The organism is Oceanithermus desulfurans (assembly GCF_014201675.1).
GTDB lineage: Bacteria > Deinococcota > Deinococci > Deinococcales > Marinithermaceae > Oceanithermus > Oceanithermus desulfurans.
Genome location: NZ_JACHEZ010000011.1, coordinates 16,172 through 29,441, shown reverse-complemented (window position 1 = coordinate 29,441; position 13,270 = coordinate 16,172). Strand labels below are relative to the sequence as shown.

The following is a 13,270-nucleotide window of genomic DNA, read 5'->3' as shown; positions in this document are numbered from 1 at the left end:
TCAAAACGTGAGGACCACGGCGCCACGGGCCAGGCGGCGGTAGAGGCTGGGGTGCCCGCGGCGCTCGTCCAGCAACCGCACCCCCGCCCGGCGCACCTGCGCGAGCACCCCGAAGGCGCGGGCGCAGTAGACGCAGACCCCGGAACGGGGCTTGAGGTCGCGCCACAGGGCGTGGTGTTTGTGGTCCGGATCCTCGAGCCGCGCGACCCAGCGGGTGGCCGCGCCGTCGAAGACGAGTTCCAGCTCCGCCCCCGCGGCCGCCGCATCGGCGGCCGTCTCCAGCGCGTTCGCCAGGCGGCCCAGGTCAGCGTGGGTATCGGTGTCGGCCAGGACGACGACGGTGAGTTCCATACCACGTTGTACGCCGGACGGCGCGCCGCCGGCGTCGGCTGGCCTACACTTGGGGTATGGAGAACGAACGCGGGGTCATCGATCGGTTGCACCACACGGACGCCTGGCGCCTGTTCCGGATCCTGGCCGAGTTCGTCGACGGCTTCGAGCTGCTCTCGGGGATCGAGGTGCCGCTGGTCTCGGTCTTCGGCTCCGCGCGCTTCGGGCCCGGCCACCCGGCCTACGCCCTGGGCGAGGACCTGGGCCGCGCGCTGGCCCGCGCCGGCTTCGGCGTGGTGACGGGGGGCGGTCCGGGGCTCATGGAGGCCGTCAACAAAGGAGCCTACGAGGCGGGCGGGGTTTCCGTGGGGCTGAACATCGAGCTGCCCCACGAGCAGCGCCCCAACCACTACCAGACCCACAGCCTGCAGTTCCGCTACTTCTTCGTGCGCAAGGTGATGTTCGTGCGCTACGCGGTGGGCTTCGTGGTGCTGCCGGGCGGCTTCGGGACCCTGGACGAGCTGACCGAGGTGCTCGTACTGCTGCAGACGGGCAAGGTCCACCCTTTCCCCCTCTTCGCCATGGACCGCAACTACTGGCAGGGGCTCGAGGCCTGGATCCGCAACACGCTGGCCGAGCACAGCGCCGTAGGCCCCCGGGATCCGGGCCTGCTGCGGCTCGCCGACCGCCCCGAAGAGGTCATCGAGGTCTTCCGAAAGGAGCTCGAAGCGCACGACCATGCTTGAGCGGGGGTTCTGGCGCCGGGGCCTCCGGGTCGCCGGGGTCGACGAGGCGGGTCGCGGGGCGCTCGCAGGGCCCCTGGTGGCCGCTGCGGTCGTGCTCCCGCCGGGACGCTACCCCTACTGCGACTCGAAGCAGCTGACGCCGCGGCGCCGCGAGCAGCTGCTCGACCACCTCCTCGACCACGCGCTCGCCTGGGGGGTGGGCACCTGCAGCGCCGCCGAGGTGGACCGACTCGGGGTGCTGCGCGCCACCCACTGCGCCGCTCGGCGGGCGCTGGCGCGCCTGCGGGTCGCGCCCCAGGCGCTCGTCACCGACTACCTCTTCCTGGAGACCGAGCTGCCCCTCCTGGCCCCCGCCCGCGCCGAGGCCCAGAGCCCCAGCGTGGCGGCCGCCTCGATCCTGGCCAAGGTGGTGCGCGACCGGATCATGGTCGGCCTGCACCACCGCTACCCCGGCTACGGCTTCGCGCGGCACAAGGGTTACGGCACACCCGAGCACCTGGCGTGCCTGGCGCGGCTGGGGCCCTGCCCGCAGCACCGCCGCCGCTTCGCGCCGGTGGCCCAGGCGGGTTTGTGGGGCCCGGCTTAAAACGCCTTAATCTTCCTGACCGCGGCTTTCATCCGCGGAGGCTAGACTGGAACTGGGGAGGTGCCATGAAAAGGATGCTTTTGCTCTTGGGGCTCGGCACCCTGCTGTCCGCGTGCACGATCACCCTCCGGCCCGGGGACGTCCAGGTGGGGGTCTCCGTCGAGTTCGGCCTGGCCGACGTGATCGCCCGCTTCGAACCCGACCGCGGAACCGGCTCCACCTACCGGGTCGGGGAGGAGGTGCAGTTCGTCGTCACCCTGCGCCGGCCCGGGTACGTGAGCCTGGTGGCCATCGATCCCGACGGCCGCACCTACGAGTTCGAACACGGCGTCTACCTGCCCGCGGGCACCCACGTGCTGCCCCTGCCCAGCATGCGCCGCCGCTACGTCGTCGACTACCCCACGGGCAAGCAGCGGGTGCGGGCGATCTACACCGACACCCGTCCGGGGAGCGTCTACTTCCGCGGCGTTTACAGCACCGACGGGTTCAACGACCGCCTGCGCCTCTACTTCAAGCAGAGCTACGCCCAGGTACGCGACGTGAAGGAAACCTATTTCTACATTGCATACTAATTCTTTCCGACGCCGTCGCAGCCGGCCTTGCGCAGGTTTCGGCTGGGACCGTATAATCGAGCCGTAACAACGCGGTACCTAAAAGGAGGGCATGGAATGAAACGTCGTGATTTTATGAAGAAGGCAGCGGCCGGCGTCGCTGCGAGCACCGTCTTCGGTCCGGTCTTCGCCCAGACCAAGAAGAAGATCCGCTGGCGCATGGCCACGAGCTGGCCCAAGTCGCTGGACACCATTTACGGCGGGGCCCAGACGATCGCCGACCGCGTGCGCGCGATGACCGACGGCAACTTCGACATCCGCGTTTACGCCGCGGGTGAAATCGTCGCGGGTCTCAAGGTCGTGGACGCCGTTCAGCAGGGCACGGTGCAGGCGGGCCACACCGCGGCGTACTACTACATCGGCAAGCATCCGGCCTTCGCCTTCGGTACGGTGCTGCCCTTCGGCCTCACCTTCCGTCAGCAGAACGCCTGGCTCTACGACGGCAACGGCAACAAACTGCTCAACGAGCTCTTCTCCGACTTCAACATGATCGGCTTCCCCGCCGGCAACACCGGCGTGCAGATGGGCGGCTGGTACCGCAAGGAGATCAACAGCCTCGCCGACCTCAAGGGCCTCAAAATGCGCATCCCCGGCCTGGGCGGCAAGGTGATGTCGCGTCTGGGCGTGACCGTGCAGGTGCTGGCCGGCGGTGACATCTTCCCGGCGCTCGAGCGCGGCGCCATCGACGCCACCGAGTGGGTCGGCCCCTACGACGACGAGAAGCTGGGCTTCTACAAGGTCGCCAAGTACTACTACTACCCCGGTTGGTGGGAGCCGGGCCCCACGCTGCACACCTTCGTCAACCTCAAGGCCTGGAACGACCTGCCCAAGGAGTACCAGCAGATCTACATGACCGCGGCCGCCGAGGCCAACCAGCAGATGCAGGTGGACTACGACTTCAAGAACCCGGCCGCCTTCAAGCGTCTGCTGGCCAAAGGCGTGAAGCTGCGCCGCTTCTCCAACGAGATCCTGGACGCCGCCCGCAAGGAGTCTTTCGCGCTCTTCGAAGAAACCGCCGCCAAGGACGCCTTCTACAAGAAGGTCTACGAAGACTGGAAGGCCTTCCGCGAGGAGATCAACCGCTGGTTCGGCACCGCCGAGGCCTCTTACGTCCAGTACGTCGCCTCGCGCTCCTAGTCGCCTACGCCCCACGACGAACCCCCGGCCGCGGCCGGGGGTTCGCTTCGCGCCGTTGCGGGCCCGGTTGACCGCTCCTAGTAGCCCGAGGAGGTCACCGTGAGCAGCCAGGTGGCGATGTGGGGGAAGACGATCATCAGGGTGAGGCCGATGATCTGGATGGCGATGAAGGGCACCGCTCCCCGGTAGATGTGCATCGTCGAGACCTCGGGGGGCGAGACCCCGCGCAGGTAGAAGAGCGAGAACCCGAAGGGCGGCGTGAGGAACGAGGTCTGCAGGTTCATCCCGATCATGATTCCGAACCAGACGAGGGCCAGGCGGGCGGGCTCGAGCGCCTCCGGGAAGAGCGGCGCCAGCAGCGTGGCCGCAGGCCCGGCGACGAGCGGGATGATGATGAAGGCGATCTCGAAGAAGTCGATGAAGAAGCCGAGGATGAAGATGATCAGGTTGACCGTGATCAGGAAGCCCACCTCGGCCCCGGGCAGGTTGAGCAGCAGGTCCTCGACCCAGATGTCGCCGTAAAGGCCGCGGAAGACGAGCGAAAAGGCGGTGGAGCCCACCAGGATCAGCATCACCATGCTGGTGAGCTTGGCCGTGGCGTCCATGGTGTCGATGAGGGCCCCCAGGTTGAAGCTGCGGTAAATCATGGCCAGCAGGATGGCCCCCAGGGCGCCGAAGGCGCCGGCCTCGGTGGGCGTAGCGATGCCTGCAAAGATGCTGCCCAGCACCAGCAGGATCAGCACCAGCGGCGGCATCATCACCAGCATGACCTCCTTGAACAGCTGCCAGCCGTGCATATCGCGCTCCTCGGGTGGCAGCGCCGGGGCGGCCTTGGGCTTGATGATCGCCACGGCCACCACGTAGAGGATGTACATCGCCGAGAGGCTGAGGCCGGGAATGAGCGAGCCCACGAAAAGGTCGCCGACGGAAACGCCCAACTGGTCGGCCAGTACGATGAGCACGATCGAAGGGGGGATCACCTGCCCCAGGGTGCCCGAGGCGGCGATCACCCCGGTGGCCAGCTCCTTGGAGTAGCCGTAACGCAGCATCACCGGTAGGCTGATCAGCCCCATGGCCACCACGGTGGCGCCGACGACGCCGGTCGCGGCGGCGAGCAGCGTGCCCACGACGACGACCGAGATCGCCAGCCCCCCGCGCAGGGGACCGAAGAGGATGCCCATCGTCTTGAGCAGGTTCTCAGCCAATCCGGAGCGCTCGAGCATCGTGCCCATGAAGATGAAGAAGGGCACGGCCAGGAGGGTGTAGTTCTCGTAGATCGCGAAGATGCGCTCGGGCAGCGCCGACATCAGATGAAAGCTCATCAGGTCTTGGGAGATGCCGATGAGCATGAAGACGAGCGCGGTGCCCGCCAAAGAGAACGCCACGGGAAAACCGGTGAAGATGAAGACGAAGGCCGCGGCGAACATCAGGGGGCCGAGCAGATCGGGGTTCATAGCGAGGGCTCCTCTTCGCTTCCGGAGGCGAGCGCAACCTGATGGCCGGTCAGCAGGGCGATGCGCTTGATCAGCTCGCTAAGGCCCTGCAGGAAGAGCAGCGCGAAGGCGACGATCAGCGCCGCCTTGATGGGGTAGCGCGGCAGCCCGCCGGGGTCGGGCGACATCTCGTGGATCTTCCACGACTCGAAGACGATCGGCCAGGCGGTCCAGAGCACCACGGCGGTGAAGGGCAGCAGGAAGAGCACGGTGCCGAAGACGTCGACCCAGGCCTTGCCGCGCTCCGACAGGCGGGAGTAGATGACGTCCACGCGCACGTGCGCGTTGTGCTTGAGGGTGTAGGCCGCGCCCCACAGGAAGACGAGCGCGAACATGTACCACTGCAGCTCGATGTAGGTGTTCGAGCTCAGGTCCACGCCGATGGTCTGCGAAAGCTTTCGCGTAACCGCGTTGTACACGCCGATGACGACCATCAGGAGCGTCAGCCAGGACACCAAGCGGCCCACGGCCTCGTTGAAGGCGTCGATAAGGCGGGAAAAGCTTAATAGGAAATCCACTCGGGGCCTCCTTCCTCGCCAGCCCCCTAATGCTACCCGCCTTGTGCATGGATATTCAACCTATCGGACGCTGCGCACCTGACGGACCAGCACGGTGCCCAGCACGAAACCGGCCGCGGCCAGCAGGAAGAGCGCGGTGTACCCGGAACCCGGCTGCGAACGGTTGAGCAGGTCCACCATGCCCCCCAGGGAGCCGGCCAGGATCTGGGGAAGGACGATCGAGGTCTGCCAGATCCCCATGTCGGTCGCGTGCGCCTCGGGCGCCCCCAGCACGTCAGTGGCCAGAGCCCAGTCCACGGCGGTGTAGGCGCCGTAACCGAGGCCGAAGAGCAGGGCGACGAAGACGAGCACGTCGTAGCGCGGAACCATCAACAGCGGGAGGATCACGAAAGCCATCACCCCACCGGCGAGGTAGATGGGACGCTTACGGCCCACCCGATCGGACCAACGCCCCGCAGGCACCGAGCTGACCGCCGCGCCCGCGGAGATGACCAGCCCCAAAAGCGCCACCGCCTGGAAGGCCTGGGCCGCGACGCGCTGGCCCCATAGCGTGAAGATGCGCACCACGTCGGCCAGGTAGTACTGCAGGTAGGTCTGCACCACGTACTGGCCGAACATCACCAAGAAGCGCGTGCCCCAGACCCAGCGGAAGTCGGGGTTCTTCCAGGGGGCCAGCATGCTCTCCACGAAGCCTTCGCGGCGGCCGGGAACGCCCCGTGCCTCGCGAATCACCAGCAGCGTCCAGCCCGCGGCGACGAGGTTGAGCCCGGCGGTGATCCAGAAGAGCAGGGGCAGGTGCGCGATCGTAAAACCCACCACCCCGGCGGCGATCTGCGCCGACACCTGCAGCGCCCCCATCCACCCCGACGCGGTGCCGCGGTGCTGGTGGGGCACCAGGTCGGGGATCAGCGCCGAGTACGGCCCTGTGGCCAGGTCGTCGGCCAGCTGCAAGACGATGTAGGCGGCGAAGAGGCTCCAGTAGCTGGGGGCGTAGGCCATCCATACCAGCGCCACCGCGGTGAGCAGCGCCCCCGCGCCCAGGTAGGGCATGCGGCGGCCCCAACGGGAGGGAAAGCGATCGGAAAGGAAGCCGAAGACAGGAGGGCCCACGAAGGCCATGACCGCGCCCACGGCGAACAGCCAGCCCAGCCGCGTGGCCTTCTCGGCCGGGTCCACCAGCTCGGCCACCCGTGCCGGTAGCAGCACCAGCAGCACCAAGAACCACTTGAAGCTGGTGGCGAACCAGTAAGCCGAAAGGCTCAGGTACCACGGGGTCGTATGGGGCCTCACTGGACCCAGTATAACGTCTGCGTCAGGGCGCTAGAGGTGCGCCGCCTCGGGTACGACAAGAAGCGGCAGGTCGGCCTTGTAGAGCAGACCGACGACGCTGCGGCCCAGCCGTGTCCAGTGGCTGCTCTTGGCCTTGGAGCCGAGCGCCAGCAGGTCCACGCCGTGCTCGTGCGAGAGCTCGAGCAGCCCTTCGATCTCCTCGCCGCGGGCGACGACGAGCGGCCCCTGGTAGTCCAGCGCCTCGCGCAGCGCCGCCTCGGCGCGGCGGTCCAGGTCGGCGGCCTCCAGCGCCTCGGGCGGCAGGTACTGGGGCACGCAGCAGCTCTGGGGACCTACGCTGACGAGGTGAAAAGCGACGAGCTCGCCCCCCGCCGCCTCGGCGAGCCGCGACGCGACGCGGAGCGCCGCCAGCGAGGCGCTGGAGTCGTCGACGGCGACGCCCAGCCGCCCCAGGCGCTCGAGAGGGCGATCGGGCCGCACCGAGAGCACGGGCACCTCGCCCCGGTGCATCAGGTAGCGGGAGACGCCGCCGCGGGCCACCCGCTCGAGCGGCGTGCTTCCCTCGGAGGCCAGCACCGCCAGCGCGTGGTGCCGCGCCTCCGCGGCCACCTCCTGGGTGGGGTTGCCGTGCGGCAGCTTCAGCTCGGCCCCCTCGGGGGCGAGGCGCTCGAGCTTCTTGTGCGCCAGCCGGCCCAGGGCCGCGCTGGCCCGTTCGAAGAGCGGTTCCAGATCCGGCTCCCACACATCGGCGAAGCGCCGCGGCGCCGAGCGCAGGTAGCCATCGGCAACCACGTGCATGGCCACGAGCGGAAGCTCCAGCGCCCGCGCCACCACCTCGGCGCTTGCGAGCACCGCTTCCGAACCCGAGCCCAGGTCAACGGCTGCGAGAACTCCGCTCATCAGGCCCTCCTTTCCTCCTGTTTCCAGCGTAGCGCAGGCGGCGGGGGACCGGTGCCCCGCGTATAATGCCGGGGTGAAACTGGAACTCCGCGGCCGCACCCTCGACCTGAGCCGCCCCCGGCTGATGGGGATCCTCAACGTTACCCCGGACTCCTTCTCCGACGGCGGGCGCTACCTGGACGTGGAGGCCGCGCGCGCCCGGGCCCGCGCCCTCAAGGACGAAGGGGCCGACCTAATCGACCTCGGCGGCGAGTCCACCCGCCCTGGCGCCGCGCCGGTGAGCGCCAGCGAGGAGAAGCGGCGGGTGCTGCCGGTGCTCGAGGCCGTCCTGGAGCTGGCCCTGCCCGTCAGCATCGACACCCGCAAACCGGAGGTCGCCCGGGAGGCGCTGCGGCTGGGGGCCCACCTGCTCAACGACGTAGGGGGCTTGCGCGACGGCCGCATGGTGCGGCTCGCCGCCGAGTACGGCGTGCCGGTGGTGATCATGCACAGCCCCGTCAACGACCCGCAGACGATGATGCAGCACGCCCGCTACGCCGACGTGGTGCGCGAGGTCGCGGGCTTCCTGCGGCACCAGGCCGAAGGCGCGCTGGCCGCCGGGGTGCCCGCGGTGGTGCTCGACCCCGGCTTCGGCTTCGGGAAGCGGCTCGAGCACAACCTCGAGCTGCTGCGGCGGCTGGACGAGATCGCCGCCCTCGGCCACCCGCTGCTCGCGGGCCTGAGCCGCAAACGCACGATCGGCGAGCTGACCGGGGTGACCGCGCCCGAGCGCCGGCTCTGCGGCAGTGTGGCCGCGCACCTGGCCGCGGCGCGGCGGGGGGCCCGGATCCTGCGGGTGCACGACGTGGCCGCGCACGCCGAGGCGCTGGCGGTCTGGAACGCAGTGGAGGGGTAGATGGGCAAGATCGCGCTCAGCGGGCTCGAGTTCTACGGAAGGCACGGCGTCAAGCCCGAAGAGGGGGCGCTGGGCGCCCGCTTCATCGTCGACGTCGAGCTGGAGATCGCCTACGAAGGCAAGGGCGACCGGCTGGCGGCCACCGTGGACTACGCCGAAGTCCACCGGCTGGTGGCCGAGGTGGTCACGGGCGAGCGCTTCTACCTGATCGAGGCCCTTGCCGACGCGCTGGCCGAACGTCTGCTGCGCGCCTTCCCCAAGGTGGAGGCGCTGGTCGTGCGGGTGCACAAGCCGCACGCGCCGCTGCCCGGGGTCTTCCGCGACGTCTACGCCGAGGTAGCGAAGAAACGTCCTGCGGGCGAATGACCCTATATAATAAAACTTGAGCGCAGTACCCTAAGGGTCGGAGGTGTCGTTTATGTCGGACACCAAGAACGCCGCTCCTTTTCGCGTAGACGAGCTGAAGGGTCTCGACCCCGAGGAGCTGGCCAAGCGACTGGCCACCTCGCTGGAAAACGGGCTGACGGCAGGCGAGGCGCAGGCGCGGCTCGAGCGGTACGGCCCCAACGAGGTCCCGGAGCGGGAAGAAAGCGTCTGGATGCGGCTGCTCAAGCGGTTCTGGGGGCCCATCCCCTGGATGATCGAGGTGGCCGCGCTGCTTTCGGCGCTGGTGGGCAAGTGGGAGGACTTCACGATCATCCTCGTCCTCCTCTTCGTCAACGCCGGAGTGGACTTCTGGCAGGAGTCGAAGGCGATCTCCGCCCTCAAGGTCCTGCAACAGCGCCTGGCGCGCAAGGCGCGGGTGCTGCGCGACGGCCGCTGGCAGGAAGTCGACGTGCGCGACCTCGTCCCCGGCGACGTGCTGCGGCTGCGGATGGGCGACCTGATCCCCGCCGACGCCGTGCTCGTCGACGAGACCTACCTGCAGGTGGACCAGTCGGCGCTCACCGGCGAGTCGCTGCCGGTCAACAAGAAGGCCGGCGACCCGCTCTACTCCGGCAGCGTCGTCAAGCAGGGGGAGGCGCGGGCCGTCGTCGTGGCCACCGGCCCCCACACCTACTTCGGGCGCACCGTGGCGCTCGTCGCCAGGGCGGAGCGCGAAGAGCGCAGCCACTTCCAGCGCGCGGTCATCCAGATCGGTGACGCGCTGATCGTGATGACGGTCGCGCTGGTGGTGATCATCCTGATCGTGGGGCTGTTCCGCCAGGAGAACCTGCTCGAGCTGCTGCGCTTCGCCCTGGTCCTCACCGTGGCCTCGATCCCGGTGGCGCTGCCCGCGGTGCTGACCGTCACTATGGCCGTCGGCGCCCTCGAGCTGGCGAAGCGGCAGACGATCGTGCGCAAGCTCGCCGCCATCGAGGAGCTGGCCGGAGTGGACGTCCTCGCCGCCGACAAGACCGGAACGCTCACCCAGAACCGCATGACGATCGAGCGCATCCGCCCCCACCCCCCCTTCCAGGCGGCCGACGTGATCTTCTACGCACTGCTGGCCTCCCGTGAGGAAAACCACGACCCCATCGAGGAACCCATCTTCAACGAGGCCAAGAAGCTCAGCCTCGACCGCCGCCTGGGCGCCTGCCAAGTCACCGACTTCGTCCCCTTCGACCCGGTGCGCAAGCGCACCGAAGCCACGGTGCGCTGCGACGGAAAGGAGCTGTGGGTCAGCAAGGGGGCCCCCCAGGTCATCCTCCAGCTCTGTGAGGAAAGCCTCGACGACGCCGAAGCGGTCAACCAGGAGCTGGAGCGGCTCGCCGAGAACGGCTTCCGGGTGCTGGGCGTGGCCGTGCGCGAGGCGGACGGCAAGACCCGCTTCGTGGGCCTCATCCCCCTCTACGACCCCCCGCGCCCCGACTCCGCCGAGGTCGTGGCCGAGGCGCGCAAGCTGGGCCTCGACGTCAAGATGATCACCGGCGACCACGTCGCCATCGCCCGCTACATCGCCCGGGTGCTGGGCATCGGCGAGCGGATCCTGGACGTGCGCGATCTGCGCGAAGCGGGAATGAAGGAGTGGCAGGTCCTCGCCGAGGTGCTCACGCGGGAGCTCTACGCCGCCTTTAAACCCGACGCCAGCGAAACCGAAGTGCAGCGCTTCGTACGTCACGTGGTCGAGGACCTGAGCGAGATTTTCGAGAAGGAACGCCTGGGCACGGTGCACCGCCACGAGTCGGAGATCATCCAGCTGGTCGAGGAATCCGATGGTTTCGCCCAGGTCTATCCCGAGGACAAGTACTTCATCGTCGACAAGTTGCAAAAGGCGGGACACTACGTGGCCATGACCGGCGACGGCGTCAACGACGCCCCCGCGCTCAAGAAGGCCGACTGCGGCATCGCCGTGGAGGGCGCCACCGACGCCGCCCGCGCCGCGGCCGACCTGGTGCTGCTGGCCCCGGGGCTCGGCGTCATCGTCAGGGCGGTCGAGCTGGCGCGCGTGATCTTCGAGCGCATGAAGAGTTACGCCATCTACCGCATCGCCGAGACCGTCCGGGTGGTGCTGCTGATGTGGGCCACGATCACCTTCTTCAACTTCTACCCGGTCACCGCACTGATGATCATTATTCTGGCGCTGCTCAACGACCTGCCCATCCTGACCATCGCTTACGACAACGCCAAGGTGGCCCGGAACCCGGTGCGCTGGAACATGCACGAGGTGCTCACGGTCTCCGGCTGGTTAGGCGTAGCGGGCCTGCTCTCCTCGTTCCTGCTCTTCTACCTCACCGTGGAGGTCTGGCAGCTGCCGCACGACCTGATCCAGACGATCTTCTTCCTCAAGCTGGTGGTGGCCGGCCACGGCACGATCTACAACACCCGTACCTACGACCGCTGGTTCTGGAGCCGGCCCTACCCCTCGGCCATCCTCTTCGGGGCGACCTTTTCCACGCGCGTCCTGGGTACTTTTATCGGCGTCTACGGCTGGTTCTTTGGAAACGTGATGACCCCGGCCGGCTGGGGTTGGGGGCTGGGCATCTGGGCTTACTCGCTGGCCTGGTTCGTCTTCAACGACGTGGTGAAGGTCTCGGTCTACCGCTACCTCGAACGCCGCGGCATCGTCGAACCCAGCTAGGTTAGGCTGGGAGCGTGACGGCTGCGCGCGCCCTCGTGGCGCTGGGTTCCAACCTGGGCGACCGCGCCGGGCACCTGCTCGGCGCGGTCGCCGCGCTCTCGCGCCTCCAAGGCTTCGAACTTAGCGCCCTCTCCCCTATCTACGAAACGGAACCGGTGGGCCCGGCAGACCAGCCGCCTTACCTCAACGCGGTGCTGGTGGGCCGCTCGGCGCTGGAACCGGAAGCGCTGCTCGCCGCGCTGCTGGAGATCGAGCGCGCCCACGGACGGGTGCGCCGGGAGTGCTGGGGCCCCCGCACCCTCGACCTGGACCTGCTCGACTTCGGGGGACGGGTGCTCGAACGCCCGGGGCTTTCGCTGCCGCATCCGCGCCTGCACGAACGCGCCTTCGTGCTGGTGCCGCTTGCGGAGGTGGCCCCGGACTGGCGCCACCCGCTCCGGGGGGCGACGGCCGCCGAGTTGCTCGCGAAGCTGGACCGCTCCGGGGTGCGGCCCTGGGAACCCGCCTACTGAGCGCCGGCTTCGGAAGCCGTACGCGCCAGCGCCGCCAGCAGGTAGAGGCTGCCCGCGACCACCACCAGCCCGCCCGGCGGACGCTCCTCCCGGGCACGCACCAGCGCCCGCCGGGGATCGGGGTCCACCCGGGCCCCGGGGAAATGCCGCTGCAGCGCCGCAGGCGCGGCCGCGCGCGGGCCCGGGTAGCGGGTCAGCCACACCCGCGCGAAGGCGGGGCGCAGGGCCGCGGCCATGGCGGCCGCGTCCTTGTCGCCCGAGGCGGCGAAGACGAGGGTCTTGGGGATGAGGGGAAAGTAGTCGGCGAGCGCGCGGGCCAGCGACCTCGCGCCGGCGGGGTTGTGGGCCCCGTCGAGGAGCAGGCGTTCGGCGGAGCGGTACTCGAGCCGGCCCGGGTGGCGCACCGCGGCCAGCCCCGCGCGCACCGCGGCCTCGCCGGCGCCCAGCCACCGGGCCGCGCGCACCGCCAGCGCCAGATTGTCCGCCTGGTGCCGGCCCATCAGCGGCGCGGCGTAGGCTCCGCCGTCCAGTACGAAGGCGACGCCGTACCCGTGGGTCTCGACGTGCGTCGGGGCCACGCGCTCGAGGCGCGCGCCCCGCGCCCGCGCCGCGGCCGCCAGAAAGGCCGCACCTGCCCCGGTCGCCGCCGTGAGGGCGGGCCGGCCCGGGCGCAGGATTCCCGCCTTCTCCCGGGCGACGTGGGCGAGGGTGGGCCCCAGCCAGTCGGTGTGGTCGAGGTCGATGTTGGTGACGATGGAAAGCGCCGGGTCGGCGGCGTTCACGGCGTCGAAACGCCCGCCCAGACCCACCTCCAGGACCGCCGTGGTGACGTTTTGCTCGGCGAAGTGGACGAGGGCCGCCGCTGCGAGCGCTTCGAAGTAGCTGGCGCTGCTGGCCTCCAGGTGGGGCGCCAGGCGGGCCAGGAGATCGTCCAGGGCTCCCGGGGCGATCGCCGCGCCGTCCACTTCGATGCGCTCGCGTACGTCCAGCAGGTGGGGGCTGGTGAACAACCCCACCCGCTCGCCGGCGGCCTGCAGCACCCGCGCGAGCGCCCGCGCGGTGCTGCCCTTGCCGTTGGTGCCGCCGACCAGGACCACGCGAAACGCCCGCTCCGGATGGTCCAGGCGGGCGAGCAGGGCGCGAATGCGCTCGAGCCCCGGGGTCATCCCCCGGCGGGCCAGGCGCTCGAGC

The 13,270-nt window shown here is 69.4% G+C and carries 14 protein-coding genes; 8 read left to right on the top strand and 6 right to left on the bottom strand.

Annotated elements, in window-relative coordinates; genetic code table 11:
• Nucleotides 1-351, bottom strand: coding sequence for a DsrE family protein (locus HNQ05_RS11530; protein ID WP_147144741.1), 351 nt, complete (start codon nucleotides 349-351; stop codon nucleotides 1-3).
• A 56-nt stretch (nucleotides 352-407) separates the two neighbouring features.
• Between HNQ05_RS11530 and HNQ05_RS11525 the strand changes: the two genes are divergently transcribed.
• The 4 genes from HNQ05_RS11525 (at nucleotide 408) to HNQ05_RS11510 (ending at nucleotide 3,410) form a co-directional block, all read left to right on the top strand.
• On the top strand, nucleotides 408-1,076 hold the full coding sequence (locus tag HNQ05_RS11525) for an LOG family protein (RefSeq protein ID WP_147144740.1): 669 nt from the start codon (nucleotides 408-410) through the stop codon (nucleotides 1,074-1,076).
• Nucleotides 1,069-1,662, top strand: a complete 594-nt coding sequence (gene rnhB, locus HNQ05_RS11520) for a ribonuclease HII (protein WP_147144739.1) — start codon at nucleotides 1,069-1,071, stop codon at nucleotides 1,660-1,662. The genes HNQ05_RS11525 and rnhB overlap by 8 nt, the downstream gene beginning before the upstream one ends.
• Nucleotides 1,663-1,727: 65 nt before the next feature.
• Nucleotides 1,728-2,234 (top strand): DUF4384 domain-containing protein, encoded by a 507-nt coding sequence (locus HNQ05_RS11515; RefSeq protein WP_147144738.1) that lies wholly within the window; start codon nucleotides 1,728-1,730, stop codon nucleotides 2,232-2,234.
• A gap of 96 nt (nucleotides 2,235-2,330) precedes the next feature.
• Entirely contained in the window at nucleotides 2,331-3,410 is a 1,080-nt protein-coding gene (locus HNQ05_RS11510) for a TRAP transporter substrate-binding protein (protein WP_147144737.1), read from the top strand.
• A 77-nt stretch (nucleotides 3,411-3,487) separates the two neighbouring features.
• Here the strand turns inward: HNQ05_RS11510 and HNQ05_RS11505 are convergent, their stop codons facing one another.
• Genes HNQ05_RS11505 through HNQ05_RS11490 form a run of 4 tightly spaced genes read right to left on the bottom strand, consistent with a single transcriptional unit; the run spans nucleotide 3,488 to nucleotide 7,611 of the window.
• Nucleotides 3,488-4,864: a TRAP transporter large permease gene (locus tag HNQ05_RS11505; protein ID WP_147144736.1), complete on the bottom strand. Its 1,377-nt coding sequence runs from the start codon at nucleotides 4,862-4,864 to the stop codon at nucleotides 3,488-3,490.
• Nucleotides 4,861-5,421, bottom strand: a complete 561-nt coding sequence (locus HNQ05_RS11500) for a TRAP transporter small permease subunit (protein ID WP_147144735.1) — start codon at nucleotides 5,419-5,421, stop codon at nucleotides 4,861-4,863. The genes HNQ05_RS11505 and HNQ05_RS11500 overlap by 4 nt, the downstream gene beginning before the upstream one ends.
• A 60-nt stretch (nucleotides 5,422-5,481) precedes the next feature.
• Nucleotides 5,482-6,711 (bottom strand): MFS transporter, encoded by a 1,230-nt coding sequence (locus tag HNQ05_RS11495; protein WP_147144734.1) that lies wholly within the window; start codon nucleotides 6,709-6,711, stop codon nucleotides 5,482-5,484.
• Nucleotides 6,712-6,741: 30 nt separating this feature from the next.
• The gene (locus HNQ05_RS11490; RefSeq protein ID WP_147144733.1) at nucleotides 6,742-7,611 is read right to left on the bottom strand and encodes a universal stress protein; all 870 of its coding nucleotides are present in this window, start codon (nucleotides 7,609-7,611) and stop codon (nucleotides 6,742-6,744) included.
• A 124-nt stretch (nucleotides 7,612-7,735) separates the two neighbouring features.
• Between HNQ05_RS11490 and folP the strand changes: the two genes are divergently transcribed.
• Genes folP through folK form a run of 4 tightly spaced genes read left to right on the top strand, consistent with a single transcriptional unit; the run spans nucleotide 7,736 to nucleotide 12,079 of the window.
• Nucleotides 7,736-8,506: a dihydropteroate synthase gene (folP, locus tag HNQ05_RS11485; RefSeq protein WP_183677841.1), complete on the top strand. Its 771-nt coding sequence runs from the start codon at nucleotides 7,736-7,738 to the stop codon at nucleotides 8,504-8,506.
• A complete protein-coding gene (folB, locus tag HNQ05_RS11480) occupies nucleotides 8,507-8,872 on the top strand; it encodes a dihydroneopterin aldolase (protein ID WP_147144731.1) in 366 nt (121 codons plus the stop codon).
• A gap of 52 nt (nucleotides 8,873-8,924) precedes the next feature.
• Complete coding sequence (locus HNQ05_RS11475) at nucleotides 8,925-11,567, top strand: plasma-membrane proton-efflux P-type ATPase (protein ID WP_147144730.1); 2,643 nt, start codon at nucleotides 8,925-8,927, stop codon at nucleotides 11,565-11,567.
• Nucleotides 11,568-11,581: 14 nt separating this feature from the next.
• Nucleotides 11,582-12,079 (top strand): 2-amino-4-hydroxy-6-hydroxymethyldihydropteridine diphosphokinase, encoded by a 498-nt coding sequence (gene folK / locus HNQ05_RS11470; protein WP_147144729.1) that lies wholly within the window; start codon nucleotides 11,582-11,584, stop codon nucleotides 12,077-12,079.
• Here folK and HNQ05_RS11465 read toward each other — a convergent pair.
• Nucleotides 12,073-13,245, bottom strand: a complete 1,173-nt coding sequence (locus tag HNQ05_RS11465; RefSeq protein ID WP_183677839.1) for a bifunctional folylpolyglutamate synthase/dihydrofolate synthase — start codon at nucleotides 13,243-13,245, stop codon at nucleotides 12,073-12,075. The two genes, folK and HNQ05_RS11465, sit on opposite strands and share 7 nt — an antisense overlap.
• Between the last annotated feature and the right edge of the window lie 25 nt (nucleotides 13,246-13,270).

Bases quoted from the DNA above. Each gene is read 5' to 3' on its own strand.
- HNQ05_RS11490 (WP_147144733.1), bottom strand. From the start codon at position 7,611: ATGAGCGGAGTTCTCGCAGCCGTTGACCTGGGCTCGGGTTCGGAAGCG.
- HNQ05_RS11530 (WP_147144741.1), bottom strand. From the start codon at position 351: ATGGAACTCACCGTCGTCGTCCTGGCCGACACCGATACCCACGCTGAC.
- HNQ05_RS11505 (WP_147144736.1), bottom strand. From the start codon at position 4,864: ATGAACCCCGATCTGCTCGGCCCCCTGATGTTCGCCGCGGCCTTCGTC.
- HNQ05_RS11465 (WP_183677839.1), bottom strand. From the start codon at position 13,245: ATGACCCCGGGGCTCGAGCGCATTCGCGCCCTGCTCGCCCGCCTGGAC.
- HNQ05_RS11525 (WP_147144740.1), top strand. From the start codon at position 408: ATGGAGAACGAACGCGGGGTCATCGATCGGTTGCACCACACGGACGCC.
- rnhB (WP_147144739.1), top strand. From the start codon at position 1,069: ATGCTTGAGCGGGGGTTCTGGCGCCGGGGCCTCCGGGTCGCCGGGGTC.
- folB (WP_147144731.1), top strand. From the start codon at position 8,507: ATGGGCAAGATCGCGCTCAGCGGGCTCGAGTTCTACGGAAGGCACGGC.
- HNQ05_RS11510 (WP_147144737.1), top strand. From the start codon at position 2,331: ATGAAACGTCGTGATTTTATGAAGAAGGCAGCGGCCGGCGTCGCTGCG.
- folP (WP_183677841.1), top strand. From the start codon at position 7,736: ATGGGGATCCTCAACGTTACCCCGGACTCCTTCTCCGACGGCGGGCGC.
- HNQ05_RS11475 (WP_147144730.1), top strand. From the start codon at position 8,925: ATGTCGGACACCAAGAACGCCGCTCCTTTTCGCGTAGACGAGCTGAAG.
- HNQ05_RS11515 (WP_147144738.1), top strand. From the start codon at position 1,728: ATGAAAAGGATGCTTTTGCTCTTGGGGCTCGGCACCCTGCTGTCCGCG.